The 14,928-nt window shown below is 66.2% G+C and carries 15 protein-coding genes; 6 read left to right on the forward strand and 9 right to left on the reverse strand.

Annotation, left to right across the window (positions count from 1 at the left end; translation table 11 throughout):
• Nucleotide 1: 1 nt before the first annotated feature.
• From WN73_RS31910 to WN73_RS31920, 3 genes are all read right to left on the reverse strand, one after another.
• On the reverse strand, nt 2-640 hold the full coding sequence (locus tag WN73_RS31910; RefSeq protein ID WP_271556225.1) for an RraA family protein: 639 nt from the start codon (nt 638-640) through the stop codon (nt 2-4).
• A gap of 25 nt (nt 641-665) precedes the next feature.
• Nucleotides 666-2,168: an AMP-binding protein gene (locus tag WN73_RS31915; protein ID WP_271556226.1), complete on the reverse strand. Its 1,503-nt coding sequence runs from the start codon at nt 2,166-2,168 to the stop codon at nt 666-668.
• Between the two features lie 96 nt (nt 2,169-2,264).
• Entirely contained in the window at nt 2,265-3,293 is a 1,029-nt protein-coding gene (locus tag WN73_RS31920; protein ID WP_271556353.1) for an alpha/beta hydrolase, read from the reverse strand.
• A 208-nt stretch (nt 3,294-3,501) separates the two neighbouring features.
• Between WN73_RS31920 and WN73_RS31925 the strand changes: the two genes are divergently transcribed.
• Entirely contained in the window at nt 3,502-4,122 is a 621-nt protein-coding gene (locus tag WN73_RS31925; RefSeq protein ID WP_161532571.1) for a hypothetical protein, read from the forward strand.
• A gap of 112 nt (nt 4,123-4,234) precedes the next feature.
• On the opposite strand, the gene WN73_RS31930 is transcribed toward WN73_RS31925, so the two are convergent.
• Entirely contained in the window at nt 4,235-4,447 is a 213-nt protein-coding gene (locus WN73_RS31930) for a hypothetical protein (protein ID WP_028175138.1), read from the reverse strand.
• A 36-nt stretch (nt 4,448-4,483) separates the two neighbouring features.
• Nucleotides 4,484-5,485 carry a 2-dehydropantoate 2-reductase gene (locus WN73_RS31935; RefSeq protein ID WP_271556227.1) on the reverse strand — a complete coding sequence of 334 codons (1,002 nt, stop codon included), beginning with the start codon at nt 5,483-5,485 and terminating at the stop codon, nt 4,484-4,486.
• Between the two features lie 186 nt (nt 5,486-5,671).
• Between WN73_RS31935 and WN73_RS31940 the strand changes: the two genes are divergently transcribed.
• A complete protein-coding gene (locus WN73_RS31940) occupies nt 5,672-6,265 on the forward strand; it encodes a YidB family protein (RefSeq protein ID WP_271556228.1) in 594 nt (197 codons plus the stop codon).
• 41 nt (nt 6,266-6,306) lie between these two features.
• Nucleotides 6,307-6,579 carry a GlsB/YeaQ/YmgE family stress response membrane protein gene (locus WN73_RS31945; RefSeq protein ID WP_161532573.1) on the forward strand — a complete coding sequence of 91 codons (273 nt, stop codon included), beginning with the start codon at nt 6,307-6,309 and terminating at the stop codon, nt 6,577-6,579.
• 95 nt (nt 6,580-6,674) lie between these two features.
• Here WN73_RS31945 and WN73_RS31950 read toward each other — a convergent pair whose 3' ends face one another.
• Nucleotides 6,675-7,460, reverse strand: coding sequence for an SDR family NAD(P)-dependent oxidoreductase (locus WN73_RS31950; RefSeq protein ID WP_011082969.1), 786 nt, complete (start codon nt 7,458-7,460; stop codon nt 6,675-6,677).
• A gap of 260 nt (nt 7,461-7,720) precedes the next feature.
• Here WN73_RS31950 and WN73_RS31955 point away from each other — a divergent pair, with 260 nt between their 5' ends.
• From WN73_RS31955 to WN73_RS31965, 3 genes are read left to right on the forward strand one after another with little or no spacing between them, the layout of a single operon-like run.
• Entirely contained in the window at nt 7,721-8,785 is a 1,065-nt protein-coding gene (locus tag WN73_RS31955) for an acyl-CoA dehydrogenase family protein (RefSeq protein WP_271556229.1), read from the forward strand.
• A 16-nt stretch (nt 8,786-8,801) separates the two neighbouring features.
• On the forward strand, nt 8,802-9,962 hold the full coding sequence (locus WN73_RS31960) for an acyl-CoA dehydrogenase family protein (protein WP_011082971.1): 1,161 nt from the start codon (nt 8,802-8,804) through the stop codon (nt 9,960-9,962).
• 41 nt (nt 9,963-10,003) lie between these two features.
• The gene (locus WN73_RS31965) at nt 10,004-10,816 is read left to right on the forward strand and encodes an enoyl-CoA hydratase/isomerase family protein (protein WP_271556230.1); all 813 of its coding nucleotides are present in this window, start codon (nt 10,004-10,006) and stop codon (nt 10,814-10,816) included.
• A 182-nt stretch (nt 10,817-10,998) separates the two neighbouring features.
• Here the strand turns inward: WN73_RS31965 and WN73_RS31970 are convergent, their stop codons facing one another.
• From WN73_RS31970 to WN73_RS31980, 3 genes are all read right to left on the reverse strand, one after another.
• On the reverse strand, nt 10,999-13,113 hold the full coding sequence (locus tag WN73_RS31970) for an acetate--CoA ligase family protein (protein ID WP_271556231.1): 2,115 nt from the start codon (nt 13,111-13,113) through the stop codon (nt 10,999-11,001).
• A 150-nt stretch (nt 13,114-13,263) separates the two neighbouring features.
• On the reverse strand, nt 13,264-14,013 hold the full coding sequence (locus WN73_RS31975) for a hypothetical protein (RefSeq protein WP_271556355.1): 750 nt from the start codon (nt 14,011-14,013) through the stop codon (nt 13,264-13,266).
• A gap of 2 nt (nt 14,014-14,015) precedes the next feature.
• Nucleotides 14,016-14,807 (reverse strand): enoyl-CoA hydratase, encoded by a 792-nt coding sequence (locus tag WN73_RS31980; protein ID WP_011082975.1) that lies wholly within the window; start codon nt 14,805-14,807, stop codon nt 14,016-14,018.
• Between the last annotated feature and the right edge of the window lie 121 nt (nt 14,808-14,928).

Here is a 14,928-nt window from a genome sequence, read left to right on the forward strand (position 1 = left end):
ATCAGGACTTGCCATAGGAGCCCTGATAGCGGCCCTCGCGGATCGCCTTCAGCGTCTCCTCCTCGCGCGCGACCTGGGCGCGCACGGCTTCCAGCAGCGCCGCCGCACCAGCCGCGGGAAACGACACCACGCCGTCCTCGTCGCCGACCACGATGTCGCCGGGCGAGATCACGCTGCCGCCGACCGTAACAGGCACATTGATCTCGCCGGGGCCGTTCTTGTAGGGGCCGCGATGGATCACCGCGCGGGCATAGCAGGGGAAGTCATCAGCCGCGAACGCCGCGACATCGCGGATCGCGCCGTCGATGACGTAGCCTTCGGCTTTGCGCCATTGCGCGATGTTCTTCATGATCTCGCCGACCAGCGCGCGGGTCTCGTCGCCGCCGCCATCGACCACGATGACGTCGCCGGGACCGACCAGATCGAGCGCGCGGTGGATGGCGAGATTGTCGCCGGGCCGGGTGCGCACCGTGAAGGCCGTGCCCACCAGCTTGCCGCCGCGATGATAGGGTTTCAGCCCCACCGCACCCGGCAAGCGGGCGAGGTTGTCTGAAATGACGGAGGTCGGCGCACCTCGAAAGCCCTCGATGATGTCGGCCGGCGGCTTCGGCACGCTGTTGGCTGCGATCGTGATGGTCATGTCCCAAAATCCTTCCGTAGTTTTCTCACTCGGCGTGCGCCCGCGCCTTCGCCGGCCAGATCCGGAAGGCGCGCCCCTCCTTCATCCACGCCGCGCGCTCGTCGCGCAACAGCGTGCGGCGCACTTTTCCGGAATCATCGCGCGGCGGGGCGCTGACGATCTCGAAACTCTCGGGCTGCTTGTAGCGGCTGAGCCTGTCCTTCAAGAACTCCGCCATGCCGTCGGCGATAACCTGGCCGTCCGCATCCAGCTCCGGCTCGATGATGGCATGCACGCGCTGGCCCAATTCCGGATCAGGCAATCCCACCACCACGCAGGAGCGCACGCCGGGGCAGGCGGAGACGGCGGCCTCGACTTCGGCCGGATAGATGTTGGCGCCGCCGCGCAGCACCATGTCGGCGAGGCGGTCGCCGAGATAGAGATAGCCTTCCGCATCCAGCCTGCCGATATCGCCGAGCGATTCCCAGCCGTCGGCGCGCCGCTTCGGCTCGGCGCCGAGATAGTGATAGGTGGCGTCCTTGCCGTCATTGTTGAGGAAATAGATCTCGCCGGTCTCGCCCGGCGCGACGTCGTTGCCGTCCTCGCCGATGATGCGCAGGCGCGCCATCTCGCCGATCTTGCCGACCGAGCCCTTGTGGGTCAGCCATTCCGTGCCTGATATGATGCAGGAGCCTTGCCGCTCGGTGCCGCCCCGCTCGGGCCCGAGCCAGGCGATCCAGTTCTCCTTCAGCCAGGGCGGCATCGGAGCCGCCATGTGAAACACGGTCTGAAGGCTCGACACATCGTAGGCGTTGCGCACGTTCTCAGGCAGCGCCCAGATCCGGTGCATCATGGTCGGCACGAAATTGACCCACTGCACGCGCTCGCGTTCGATCAGCCGCAGCGTCTCCTCGGCGTCGAACTTGACGAGGCCGGTGAGCTGGCCGCCGGCGAACAGCGCGGTGTGCGACACGATGAACGGCGCATTGTGGTAGAGCGGGCCGGGATTGAGCAGCGAGACCCCGAAGGGGATGTTGAGCGCCGGCGCGGCGACGGTGTCGGTCACCGCCGGGTGATGATCGAGGATCACTTTCGGGCGGCCGGTCGAGCCGCCTGAGGTCATGGCCTTCCAGTAGCGCGCCACCGGGGGCGTCAGCGGCTCGTCCGAAAATCCTTCCGGCACGAAATCCGCAGGCAGACGGTTCGGCGCGTTCCAGTCGGCCTCGCCGCCGACCACCAGCGCAGGCTTGAGGATGTCGAGCACCGCGGCGGCTTCGCCGCGCGGCAACCGCCATGACAGCGAGGTCGGTGTCGCCCCGCACTTCCAAATCGCAAACGAGGTCTCGAAGAATGCATTACCGTTGGGAAGACCGATCGCGACGAAATCGCCGGGCTTGACGCCCTTGGCCGCAAATGCCCGCGCGCGCCGGTTGGCGCCGCGCTCGAGCTCGTCCCATGTCAGCGTATCCTGCCCGTGGCGGACGGCGATCGTGCCTTGGGGTTTGCGCTCAGCGTACCAGCGCGGCACGTCGGACAGGGGCAGCAGCATCAGGCGTTTCCACTTCGTCTTCTTGGCGGCGCCTCGGGGTGAGACGCTCGCGGTGCGAAGTGTAACAGCCGGAGCCGGAGCTTCAAGGCAGCGGCGTCAGCGCTCGGCGCCGCAGCCCGGAATATCGAACAGGGCCGCGAGCCCGCATTTCGAGGTCAGCATCTTGTCGCCGTCATGACCGACGCCGGGAACGTCCCAGACCCGGTGGTTTGGCGTACCGTGATCGCGCTTGGCCATCGCGTCCACGTAAGCGTGGCCGCGGGCGTAACGATAAGGCCCCTGCGCCTCCGCCATGCAGCTCTTGTCCAGCGCGGAATGCTTCGGGTTGGTGTCGAGCGTGCCAAGCAGATAGATCACCTCGCGCTCGACATAGCGCTGCTCGAGCGCCGCCGGCGTCGCGTCGGCGAGATAGGGCGGCCGGTCGCCCATGCCGTATTTCCAGTTGTTGTAGCCCGGACAGGACGCGGCAATTGCGGGCACCGGCCGGTCGGCGCTGAAATAGGCATAGGACGAGGGGTTGGCGACGACATAGCGGACGTCGATGTGCTGGCGCGACAGCGCCGTCTCGCCCTTGCCGGCGATGGCATAGCGTTGCACGACCTGTCCGCCGCCGGAATGGCCGGCAACCACGACCTGCTTCAGGTTCGGAAAGATGCGCCGGTCGGCGAGTCTTGCGAGGATCGCATCGAGCGCCTCGAACGAGGAGACCGGATTGGGCGCAAGCGCAGCATCGCCGCCCTCCCATCCCTCCAGCGACCAGCGCAGCGTGTCCTCCGTCAGCTTGTGCGCTTCGATATCGATCTCGGCGAGAAACTGCGGCACGATCATCAGTGCGGCCTTGCCGTCGTCGCCCGCCGCGGCCTGCGCGTTGTTGGCCGATATGTAATATTCGTCGGCGTTGCGCAGGCGTCCGTGCAGCACGATGACGGCGCGCGAGATCGCGGGCTGGGGCATCGACCAGTCGCGGGAGAGGTAGAGCCGCAGCGTTCCCCGGCCGCCGACCGAGAGCCGTGCATCCCCGATCGCCTTCACCGGCTTGCGGTTGGGCGCATCTTCGTCCGCTGCAAAGGCATGGCCGCAGATCAGCACCAGGACGAGTGCGGCAAGACAGGCCAGCGCTCTCATGACGAACATTCCCCATCGCCTCCGAATGGATAGAACTCTAAGCGCATGACGTGCCGTACGGCTGTGACTCCCGCGCCACGTCAAGCAAAAAATGTCAGCATTGCAGTCATGAAATTCCCGAGTTCCATGGGTGACAAGCCGGCGATAAAGAGGCAAAAATTGGCCCGACTCAGTTCGGGTTGAGTTTTGCAAGGAATGCTCTCGTAGAATGTGGTCCGTGTTTGCATCGCGTCGTGCGGCGCTTCTCGTTGCTGCAGCAGGATTTTTTCTGCTGACGCACGCGCATGCCCAGGCGCAATGGTGGAAGCGCGCGCCTGTCGACTTCGAGGAATGCGCTGATGCCGCCGAGAAGGCCACGACCAAGGCCGAGAAAACGGCGGCGCTTGCGGATTGCAACGCCAAGTTCGCCGGACGCCGCAAGCCGGGCGGCGGCTACTCCTATTACGACTTCCTCCAGGACCGCACCTTCGATATCGCAGGTCCCAACCCGACGCCGGAAGAGCAGAAGAAGATCGACGAAGCCTACACCGCCTATCTCGCCAGTCAGCGCCGCAGCAATGAAGCGGCCCAGGCCACCGCGCGTCAGCAGCGCGAGCAGCAGGAACAACAGGTGCAGCAGCTCCAGCAGGTCGCGCTGCGGACCGACGTCGAGCGCGTGCCTGTCCCGGTCGAGCGGCCGAAGGTGCAGCAGGCCGTGGGCCCGAGACCAAAGGGCGCGCCCTGCACCAAGGGCTCGTTCTCCTGCGAATGGCCGCGGCTGTCGGAAAGCCTGAACGATCTGAAGAAGCTGTTCAGCCCGACGCCGAGCAAGCCGGCGAAGAAGGGGTGAGCTTCTCGCACTGACCGTAGGGTGGGCCAAGGCGCGCGCTTCGCGCCCCGTGCCCACCATTCCGGCAAGAAGGAAGATGGTGGGCACGCTTCGCTTTGCCCACCCTACATCCTCAGTTCGGCTGCTTCTTCTTGCTGCGCTTCGGTTTGACCACCGGCGCATCCGCCGGCGCTGTCGCCGGTGAACTGCCCAACTGCGACCTGCTCTCCTGCAATCGCCTGTCATAACCGGGAGAGTTCATGACCGTCGGCGGCCGGGCTTCCGCAAACGTGGACGCGCCGCAGAGCACGGCCAGTGCGAATCCGATCATCAAGAAACGCCTCATCGTTGCTCCTCCGGTCGCGCGGCATGCACTCAGGCGCTACCCGCGAATCTGCTGCGGCGTCAGCCCGGGAGGGCCGTTGCCGGCGACTTCAGCTTCCTTGATCAGCGCAACAATGCGGCGCATCAGCGGCACATTGACATTGCTCTGCTCGGCAAGCGCGATGACCGCGCCCTGGAGATAGTCGATCTCGGTCTTGCGGCCCTGCTTCAGGTCCTGCCACATCGAAGAGCGCGCCTCGGGATCGATCTTCATGGTCCGCCCCAGGATCGCGTTGAAGATCATGTCGGGCAATCTCAGCAATGTCGGCGTCCAGTTCAGCGGGATCGGCGTCGCGGAGACCGGATTGATGCCGGCGGCCTTCATCGCAGCCAACCCCTCTGCCATCTGTTCGGCGAACAGTTTTCGCCAGTTGCGGCTTGCCAGTTGCGCGGCGAGCGGCATGTCCGACAATGCGCTGAGCGCGTTGTTCAGGTTGATGATCAGCTTGCCCCATTGCACGCCGGTGATGTCGCGGCTCGCGCGCATCGACAGACCGGGCACCGAGAGCGCCGCGGCCGTGTTCTCGGCGTCCTCTCCGACATGGATGTCGCCGGAAGTCGAGCGGTGGAAGCGCCCCTCGCCCATCGCGATCACGTTGAACGGCACCATGCCGGCGAGCACGCGCCGGCCGCCGAGGCGCTCGCGCAGCACCGCGACATTGCCGACGCCGTTCTGAAGCGAGACGATGACAGTGTCCTGCGGCGCGTGCTGCGCGATCTGGTCCGCGACATCGGCGGTGTCGGCGCTCTTCACGGTCACCAGCACGATGCCGGCACTATGGAAGATCGCGGGATCCTCCGACAGCGCGAGCTGGCCGGCCCCGAGCTTCTTCTCGGAGCCGTCGAAATCGGTCAGCCGCAGGCCGAACCGCTCGATCTCGGTCTTCACCCGCGGCCGCACCAGCAGCGCGACGCGACCGCCGGCAGCCGCCAGCATGCCGCCGACGAAACAGCCGATGGCGCCCGCGCCGGCCACCACGATCGGTCGATCCGCAACCACCTGACCTCAACTCCCTGAATGACCGGCCTTCGATAGCAGAGCCGGGGGCCTCGCGGCTACGGCGCATCCGCCTTGTAACGGTCATGAGAGCCCCATATGTTTTCGCCCCGGGGGGCTTGTCAGCGGCGAGCGCTCGCCGAACGGGAACGGCAAACTCGCCGAACGAGAACGCCAAAGGAGAGCACCATGGGTCTACTCGACGTCCTCAACGGCATGCAGAACGGCCCGCACGGATCGCGCACGGGCGAGCAACCATCCTCCGGCGGCATGTCGCCGATGACCATGGCGCTGCTCGGCCTGCTCGCCTGGAAGGCATTCAAGCATCTGACGGCGGGCCAGCCGGGCGACGCGCCTGCCCCGCAGCAGCGCTCACCGCTGCCGGCTCCGACGCCTGTCAATACGGGCAACGCCACGCTTCCCGGAGGGAGCGGCGGCGGTCTCGGCGATCTGCTCAAAGGCGGCCTCGGCGGTCTGCTCGCGGGCGGCGCGGCCGGCACCGTGCTGAGCGGCGGGCTCGGCGATCTCCTCAATCAGCTCCAGCAGGGCGGCCACGGTGAGACCGCGAATTCGTGGGTCGGCAAGGGCCAGAACAAGCCGATCGCGCCCGGCGATCTCGCCAGCGCACTCGGCGCGGACCAGATCGAGAGCCTGTCCGCCCAGAGCGGCCTGTCGCGCGAGGAGCTGCTCTCCGGCCTCAGCCAATATCTGCCGCAGGTGATTGACCACCTGACGCCGGATGGACGGCTGCCGACCGAGAACGAACTCTCGGGCAGAATTTAGTCAAGATTGATCTGCGCATTCTCGGGAAGGGGAGCATTGTCATGAGCATGGGCGGCCTGTTGTGGATCATCGTCGTCGGCTTCATCGCCGGTCTCATCGCGCGCTGGCTCGCGCCGGGGCCGAACAATCCGAGCGGCTTCATCCTCACCACCATCCTCGGCATCGCCGGTGCGTTTCTGGCGACGTTCGTCGGCCAGGCGATCGGGCATTACGGCGCGGACCAGGGCGCCGGCTTCATCATGGCCACGATCGGCGCGGTGGTGGTGCTGTTCATCTGGCACCGGCTGGTGGCGAGCGGCGTGATCAAGGGGTAGCCACCGTCATTCCGGGGCGCGCAACGCGCGAACCCGGAATCTCGAGATTCCGGGTTCGATGCTAACGCATCGCCCCGGAATGACGTCGTGTAGAGTCACGCAATCAAATGCATGCCAGCGTCCATGCGCACGACCTCGCCGGTCATGTTGCTGGAGGCCGGCATCGCCAGGAAGCAGACGAGCTGCGCGATGTCGTCGGCGGTTGACGCGACCTTCAGCGGCACCTTCGCCACCACGCTGTCGCGCACCTGCTTTGCGCCGGCCTCGCCGCGGCCCTTGGTGAACCAGGGCGTGTCGATATAGCCGGGGCATACCGTGTTGACGCGGATCAGGGGCGCCAGCGCGCGCGACAGCGACAGCGTCATCGTGTTCAGCGCGCCCTTGCTCGCGGCATAGGCGATCGACGAGCCGACGCCGCTGATGCCGGCGACCGACGACACGTTGACCACCGCCGACGGCCGCCCCGACGCCTTCGCGCCGGCTTCCAGCAGGCTGCGCGCCGCGCGCACCATCTGGAACGGGCCGATGGTGTTGACGCCGTAAAGGCGCTGGAAATCTTCCGCCGACAATCCGTCGAGATCGGCATGGGCGACATGCTTGGTGGTGCCGGCATTGTTGACGAGCACGTCGAGCCGGCCCCAGCCGCTGGCTGCCGCAACGATCTTGCGGCAATCCTCATCCTTGGAAACGTCGCCCTGGGCGACCAGGACTTCCGCAGCGCCCGCGTTGCGGCAGAGCTCTGCCGTGGCCTCGGCTTCCTTCTGGCTCGACGAATAGTTGATGACGAGCCGCGCCCCGCTCCGTGCGAGAATTTCCGCGGTCGCTGCGCCAAGTCCGGATGCGGACCCCGTCACGATTGCGCATAAGCTGTCTTTGGCCATCCGGATTTCCTTCCCCTGTATCTGATGCAAGCCTTGGGTCGCTGGCCCTGTTTAGCGAGTTTGCCGCACCCTGCAAATCGAGCAAACTCCGCTAAGCGGAATTAGTCCAGATCGGTTCTCGCGCCCATGCCGGTGCCGCAGATGGGCTTGCGATCAACGCTTGTCAGGGCCATGGCTTTTTCAGATCATCGGGCGCAAGAAGAGACCGCGCGCCGGCTTGACTTGGCGGGACGCGCCAATGGCAAAGCACGGGGAACGCTGTGGCGGAGAGTGACAATATCGTCGTCGAGACCGCGGAGAAAATCTTCGCCGATCTCGCCGACCCGCAGACCATCAACAACGACAAGAAGGATTCCTGGCGGGCGCCGCTGTGGCAGGCGCTGAGCGAGGCCGGACTGCCGCTGTCCTGGGTGCCGGACGATCTCGGCGGCTCCGGCGCAAGCCTTGCCGACGGCTTTGCGCTGCTCAACGCGGCCGGCCGCTTCGCGGTCGCGGTGCCCCTCGCCGAGACCATGCTGGCGGGCTGGCTGCTCGCGCAGGCCAGGATCGCCTCGCCCGAAGGCGAGATTACGGTCGTCCCGGCGAGCCCGAAGGATCGCGTCACGCTCGATGCCGACGGCGCGCTCTCCGGCCGGGCCCGCGGCGTGCCCTTTGCCAAGGCCGCGAAACATTTTGCCGTGCTGGCGCATGGCAAGGACGGCGCCGTGATCGCACTGGTCGATGCCAGCAAGGGCCGGATCGAATCCGGCCTCAATGTCGGCTACGACCACAGCGACACCGTCACGCTCGACAAGGCCCAGCCAATCACCATCAAGCCGGCGCCGAAGGGCTTTGACCAGACCGCCCTGATGCTGATGGGCGGCGTCGCGCGCAGCCTCCAGATCGCGGGCGCGCTGGAAGCGATGCTCGACATCTCCGTGCGCTACTCCAACGAGCGCGTCGCCTTCGAGAAGAAGATCTCGAAATTCCAGGCGGTGCAGCACAATCTCGCACGCCTTGCCGGCGAATCCGCCGCAGCGCTCGCGGCCGCAACCTCCGCGGCCGACGCCATCGCAAACGCAAAGTCGTTCAACGACGAGGTCTACCTGGAGGCCGCCTCGGCAAAGATCCGTTGCGCGGAAGCCGCCGAAAAAGGCGGTGCCATCGCGCACCAGGTCCATGGCGCGATCGGCTTCACCATGGAGCACATCCTGCACCGCTATTCGCTGCGGGCGCTGGCCTGGCGCGACGATTTCGGTTCGGAAAGCCACTGGGCCGTCGAGCTCGGCAAGCTGGTCGCAAGGCGCGGCGCCGACGAACTGTGGCCGCTCGTAGCTTCGCGTTGATCGGGAGACGAAACACATGACCGCTGCCCTCCGTTTCGATCCGATCCGCCTGCCCGAGAAGTGCGAGCAATTGCGCAAGGAAGTGCGCGCGTTCCTCGCCGAGGAAATCGCCGCCGGCACTTTCGATCCGCACAAGCCCAACCGCGAAGACACCGACGCGCCGGAATTTTCCCGCCGGGTCGGCGCCAAGGGCTGGCTGGGCATGACCTGGCCGAAGAAATATGGCGGCCAGGAGCGCTCGTTCCTCGAACGCTACGTGGTGACCGAGGAGATGCGCGTGGCGAATGCGCCGACGCGACGCTTCTTCGTCGCCGACCGCCAGAGCGGGCCGGTGCTGCTGAAATACGCCCCTGAACACATCAAGATGGAGATCTTGCCGCGCATCTGCCGCGGCGAGATCTGCTTTGCGATCGGCATGAGCGAGCCGAATTCCGGCTCGGACCTGTTCGCGGCGAAGACCCGCGCGACCAAGACCGACGGCGGCTATCTCATCAACGGCACCAAGATCTGGACCTCGTCGGCGCATATCGCCGACTACATGATCGCGATCTTCCGGACCTCGCCGCCGACCAAGGAGAACCGCCGTCACGGCCTGACGCAGTTTTTGGTCAAGATGAAGCAGCCGGGCATCGAGGTGAACCCGATCGGCCAGATCACCGGCCAGTACGAGTTCAACGAGGTCGTCTTCACCGACTTCTTCGTCCCTGACGATCACGTGCTCGGCGAGGTCGACGGCGCCTGGAAGCAGGCGACGAGCGAGCTTGCCTACGAACGTTCGGGCCCCGAGCGCTTCCTGGAAACGTACTATGTGCTCACCGAGCTGGTCCGCGCGGTCGGTCCCAATCCGGACACGCGCAGCGCCGAAGGCATCGGCCGGCTGGTGGCACAGCTTCACACCATGCGGCGCATGTCGGTCTCCGTCGCCGGCATGCTGCAAGCCGGCAAGGAGCCGGTGGTGGAAGCCTCCATCGTCAAGGACATCGGCACGGTCTGGGAGCAGCAGCTTCCGCATCGCGTGCGCGATCTCGCCGCTTTCGTCGAGGAGACCGCGACCAACCGCGAGACGCTGGAGCGGCAGCTCGACTTCGCCATCAAGACCGCACCGAAACTCACCATCCAGGGCGGCACCACCGAGGTGCTCCGCGGCATCATCGCGCGCGGACTTGGCTTGCGCTAGTCGCGCGGACTTGGCTTGCGCTAATTCAATCGAGGACCATCATGAGCACGTATACAGATATCGGCGTCGAGAAGGTCGGGCACGTCGGCACCATCGAGATCCGCCGTCCGCCGCTCAACTTCTTCGACATCTCGCTGATCAACCAGATCGCGGACGCGCTCGACGAGTTCGACCGCGACATCGAGATCCGCGCCTCGGTGCTCTCGGCGCAGGGCAAGGCGTTCTGCGCCGGCGCCAATTTTGGCGACCCTGCGCGACAAGCCCAGGAAGCGCGCGCGGCCGAGAAGAAGAGCGACCCGGCCGACAACCTTGGCCCGATCAGCCATCTCTACATCCAGGCCGTGCGCATCTTCCGCGCCAAGAAGCCGATCGTCGCCGCCGTGCAGGGCGCGGCGATCGGCGGCGGCCTGGGCCTTGCGGTGTCCGCGGACTTCCGCGTCACCTGCCCCGAAGCACGCTTCTCCGCGAACTTTACAAAACTCGGCTTCCACCCCGGCTTCGGCCTGACCGTGACGCTGCCGGAGCTGATCGGCAAGAACAACGCCGAGCTGATGTTCTACACCAGCCGCCGCGTCACCGGCGAAGAAGCGGTCAAATGGGGCCTCGCAAACGAGCTGGTGCCGCAAGACCAGGTGAAGTCGGCCGCGATGAAGCTCGCCGGCGAGATCGCCGAGTGCTCGCCGCTCGGCCTGCTGTCGACGCGCGCGACGATGCGCGCCAGCCTCGCCGACCGCGTCATGGCCGCCACCAACCACGAGCTCGCCGAGCAGACCCGCCTGCGCGCGACGGAAGATTTCAAGGAGGGTGTGAAGGCGACGGAAGAACGGCGCGCGGCGAATTTCAGGGGGCGGTGATTGCCTCTCGCCGCATCATTCGGGCGCTTCCACAAACTCTCCTGTCGTCCCGGCGCAGGCCGGGACCCATAACCCCAGGGAGAGGTTATGGCGCGAGACTGGTAACCACGAATCTTCGCCAAACTGCTTCCTGTGGTTATGGGTCCCGGCCTGCGCCGGGACGACACTGGTAATTTGGCTGCCTACTTCCGCCCCACCACCAGCGCATCCACGATCGTCACGCCCTGCCCTTCGGCGTGCACCAGCACCGGGTTGAGCTCGATCTCCGCGATGTCCCTCGCATGCCGCGCGGCGAGCACGGAGACGTCCGCGATCAATTGCGACAGCGCCGCAACGTCGGCCTTCGCCGCTCCGCGAAAACCGTTCAGCAATGGCGCCGCCTTCAATCCCTTGAGCATCGCGCCCGTCTCCTCCGCACTCACGGGCGCCGGGCGATAGGCGACGTCACGGAACAGCTCGGTGGTGATCCCACCGAGACCCACCATCACCATCGGGCCAAAGGTCTCGTCCGTCATCGTGCCGACGATGATCTCGACGCCCTGCTTCGCCATCGGGCCGACCAGCACGCCCTGGATCACCGCCTCCGGCCGGTGCTTGCGCGCATTGCCCAGCAGCGCCTCGAACGCCAGAAACACCTCGCCCTTGGCGGCGATGTTGACGCGCACGCCGCCGATCTCGCTCTTGTGCGCGATGTCGGGCGACTGGATCTTCATCACCAGCGGGAAGCCGACGCGGGCGACCGCTTCATCGAGCCCGGCCTTGTCCTTCACCAGCACTTCGTCCGGCAGCGCGATGCCGGCGGCGCGCAGCAACGCCTTGCTGTCGGCCTCTGACAGAACCGGCGAGGTCAGATGCGCGGAGAGATCGCGCGACGGCAACCGCGCCTCGTCCGCGGGCTTCGGTAGCTCGAAACGGGCGTAATCCACGAGTTGCCGCATCGCGACGCCGGCATGGGACAGGCCGGAGAGCACGACGACGCCGGATTTGGCAAGCTCGCGCCGTGCGAAGTCGGACGGCACCGTGTAGGAATAGAACAGCACCGGCTTGTGCTGCGCCGCCAGCACCGGCGTCAGCTCCTCCTCCCTGAAGGGCTTGCGCATCTCGCTCGACAGCGACAGCACGACCAGGATCGCGTCGACCTCGTCCGAGGCCGTGAGCAGATCGACGCTCTTCTGGAGACCGCCCGACGTGACGCCCTGCGCGGTGACGTCGATCGGATTGCGCGCGGTGCCGTAGGACGGCATCAGCGTCTTGATCTCCGCCTGGACCGGTTCGGACAATTCCGGCACCTGCAAGCCCCGCAGCGCCACCGCATCCGCGCCCCAGATGCCGGCGCCGCCGGAGACCGTGACCACCGCAACGCGATCGCCCTTCGGCAACGGGTTGCTAGCCAGCACGGCGGCAATCGTCAGCGCCTCGTCGAGATCGTTGGAGACGATGAAGCCGTATTTCGCGAACACCGCGTCATACGCCGCCGACCAGCCGGCCATGCTCGCGGTATGCGAGGCCGCGGCGCGCTGGCCTGCGCCGGAGCGGCCGACTTTCGTGACGATGACGGGCTTCTTCACCTCCGCGGCGCGGCGCGCCGCCGTAAGAAACTTGTCAACGTCGCGGATGCCTTCGATGAACAGCAGGATCACGTCGGTCGAGGAATCCTGCACTAGGTAATCGAGGAATTCGCCGGCGCCGAGATCGGATTCGTTGCCGGCGCTGACGACGTAGCTCACGGCGACACCGAGCGCCCGGGCGCGGTGATAATAGGCAAAGCCGATGCCGCCGCTCTGCGCGACGATGCCGATTCGTCTTTGCGTGGCGACGAGCGGCACCACACCCGGCTTGACGTCCACGGCCGGGCTGAACGTCGCCGCCACGCGCTGCATCTGGCTGAAAAAGCCCTCCGCGTTGGGGCCGGAGATCCGCATGCCCGTGCGCTTGGCCAGCGCCGCGATCGCATCCTGCATCGCCGCACTGTCGCCGCCCTCCTCCGCAAAGCCGGAGGAGATGATGACGGCGTTCCTGACGCCGGCGACGGCGCATTGCTCGAGCGCAGGCAGCACGGCACGGGCGGGAATGATGACGACGGCGAGATCGATCGGCGCACCGATCTCCGCGATCGACTTGTAGCAGGCGAGCCCGTCGATCTCGGCGTAGTTCGGGTTCACCGGATAGATCTTTCCGGGATACTCGTTCTTGCGCAGCATCGCGAGCAGCCGCCCGGGAATCTTCTCATGATCGCGCGAGGCGCCGATCAGCGCGATGCTGGCGGGCGAAAAGAAGCTGTCGAGCGGATGGGACATTGGGAGGCGAGTCCTTTTTCTTGTTCTAGCTCATTCTCTCCGTCATGGCCGGGCTTGTCCCGGCCATCCACGCCTCGCCTCTGGCACCGACGATCAAGAACGTGGATGCCCGGGAAAAGCCCGGGCATGACGACTGAACAAGCTGCTCGCTCACGCATTGAGCCGGAACGTCACTCCGCCCAGCAAGAACTCGTTGCCAGCCACCGCGTGGCCTTTCGCCCTCGCCGCGTGCAGCACACTCGCAACATCAGCGACCCGAAACTCCAGCGCGCTCATGATCTCGCTAGGCCCCTTCACGAAACGAAAAGTTGCGTTGGGCAGCCTCAGCTCGGCATCGCTCGGCGCAACCCCGATGATCCCGCCCCAGTGCTCCGCCAGCCCCGCTGGATCCGGGCTCTGCATCTCCACCGCTGTCAACGCCTGCGTCACATCCTTGCGGATGAATTTCTGCCAGTCCGGTCCCGCCGGCGGATACGGCCCCAGAATGTCGTCGCTGCCTTTGGTGTGGTTGAACTCGATGAAGGCCGCGCGGCAGTCGCGCGGATGGAGCTGCACGCCGTGATACGGCGCGTGGTCGATCACGTTCGCTGTGCGCACGCCGAGCGCGTTGGCGTTGCGGCCGCGCTCGTCCGGATCGTTGCAGCAGAAGATCGCCATGTAGCCGCCGCGGCCGCCGGTCTTCTCGATGAAGCGGCCGGCGGTGGTGCCGTCCTTGACGGGTGCGACCACCTCCAGCAGGATCGTGTCGACCGGGAGCAACGCGTTCTCCAGGCCGTATTTTGCGACATTGCCGTCGCGGTAGCAGACGGCGAGGCCCATGATCTCCGCGATGTCGGAGATCACGGGCGCGAGCTGCGGCGCGACCAGGCAGATCTGTCGCAAGCGCACATAGGGCGCCATGATCATGCGCCCTTGAAGGTCGGCTTGCGCTTCTCGACGAAGGCCTTTGCGGCCTCCTTGTGGTCCTCGGTGTCGCCGCAGCGGGTGTGATGGATCGCCTCGCCGTCGAAGCAGTCTTCCAGCGCCAGATGCTCGGCATTGTTGATGTTGCGCTTGATGAAGCCGAGCGCGATCGAGGGGCCCTGCGCCAACGACAGCGCGAGCTCGTGGGCGGCAGTGTCGATCTCGGCGTCGGGCACGACCTTCGTCACCATGCCGATGGCCTGCGCCTCCTTCGCGGTGAGCACCGGCGACATCAGATAGAGCTCGCGCGCCCGCGCGCTGCCGAGCAGCTGGGTCAGGAAATAGGTGCCGCCGTAATCGCCGGAGAAGCCGACCTTGGCGAAGGCGGTGGTGATCTTGCAGGATTCAGAGGCGATGCGCAGATCGCAGGACAGCGCCATCGAGAGGCCGGCACCGGCCGCGGCGCCGTCGAGCTGCGCCACCACGGGTTTCGGCATCTGGTGCAGGATGCGCGAGACCTCCATGCCGCGGCGCAGATTCGCAAGCTTCTGCTCGAACGGCAGCGGCGCGCGGCCCTCCGCCATCGACTTGACGTCACCGCCGACACAGAACGAGCCGCCGGCGCCCTTGAACAGCACCGCGCGCACCTCCGGATCGTCAGCCGCGCGCCGCGCCGCCTCGACCAGCCCGCGCACCATGTCCGGGTTGAGCGCGTTCTTCCGTTCGGGGCGATTCATCGTGATGGTGAGCAGCCCGCCTTCGAGCTTTTGCAGGACCATGTCGTTGCTCATGGGACGTCTCCCTCTTGTTGTTTGTTGTTTCGTCATTCCGGGGCGCGCCGACCGTTAGATTGTCGTTCCGGGGCTCGCGAAGCGAGAACCCGGAACCTCGAGATCCCGGGTTCGCTTCGCG

The sequence above is a fragment of the Bradyrhizobium sp. CCBAU 45394 genome, assembly GCF_028128655.1.
In the GTDB taxonomy this organism is placed as follows: Bacteria; Pseudomonadota; Alphaproteobacteria; order Rhizobiales; family Xanthobacteraceae; genus Bradyrhizobium; species Bradyrhizobium diazoefficiens.

What these genes read in the sequence shown, in the direction of transcription:
- WN73_RS31910 (WP_271556225.1), bottom strand. Translation starts at nt 640, where the DNA reads ATGACCATCACGATCGCAGCCAACAGCGTGCCGAAGCCGCCGGCCGAC.
- WN73_RS31915 (WP_271556226.1), bottom strand. Translation starts at nt 2,168, where the DNA reads ATGCTGCTGCCCCTGTCCGACGTGCCGCGCTGGTACGCTGAGCGCAAA.
- WN73_RS31920 (WP_271556353.1), bottom strand. Translation starts at nt 3,293, where the DNA reads ATGAGAGCGCTGGCCTGTCTTGCCGCACTCGTCCTGGTGCTGATCTGC.
- WN73_RS31925 (WP_161532571.1), top strand. Translation starts at nt 3,502, where the DNA reads ATGTGGTCCGTGTTTGCATCGCGTCGTGCGGCGCTTCTCGTTGCTGCA.
- WN73_RS31930 (WP_028175138.1), bottom strand. Translation starts at nt 4,447, where the DNA reads ATGAGGCGTTTCTTGATGATCGGATTCGCACTGGCCGTGCTCTGCGGC.
- WN73_RS31940 (WP_271556228.1), top strand. Translation starts at nt 5,672, where the DNA reads ATGGGTCTACTCGACGTCCTCAACGGCATGCAGAACGGCCCGCACGGA.
- WN73_RS31945 (WP_161532573.1), top strand. Translation starts at nt 6,307, where the DNA reads ATGAGCATGGGCGGCCTGTTGTGGATCATCGTCGTCGGCTTCATCGCC.
- WN73_RS31950 (WP_011082969.1), bottom strand. Translation starts at nt 7,460, where the DNA reads ATGGCCAAAGACAGCTTATGCGCAATCGTGACGGGGTCCGCATCCGGA.
- WN73_RS31960 (WP_011082971.1), top strand. Translation starts at nt 8,802, where the DNA reads ATGACCGCTGCCCTCCGTTTCGATCCGATCCGCCTGCCCGAGAAGTGC.
- WN73_RS31965 (WP_271556230.1), top strand. Translation starts at nt 10,004, where the DNA reads ATGAGCACGTATACAGATATCGGCGTCGAGAAGGTCGGGCACGTCGGC.
- WN73_RS31970 (WP_271556231.1), bottom strand. Translation starts at nt 13,113, where the DNA reads ATGTCCCATCCGCTCGACAGCTTCTTTTCGCCCGCCAGCATCGCGCTG.
- WN73_RS31975 (WP_271556355.1), bottom strand. Translation starts at nt 14,013, where the DNA reads ATGGCGCCCTATGTGCGCTTGCGACAGATCTGCCTGGTCGCGCCGCAG.
- WN73_RS31980 (WP_011082975.1), bottom strand. Translation starts at nt 14,807, where the DNA reads ATGAGCAACGACATGGTCCTGCAAAAGCTCGAAGGCGGGCTGCTCACC.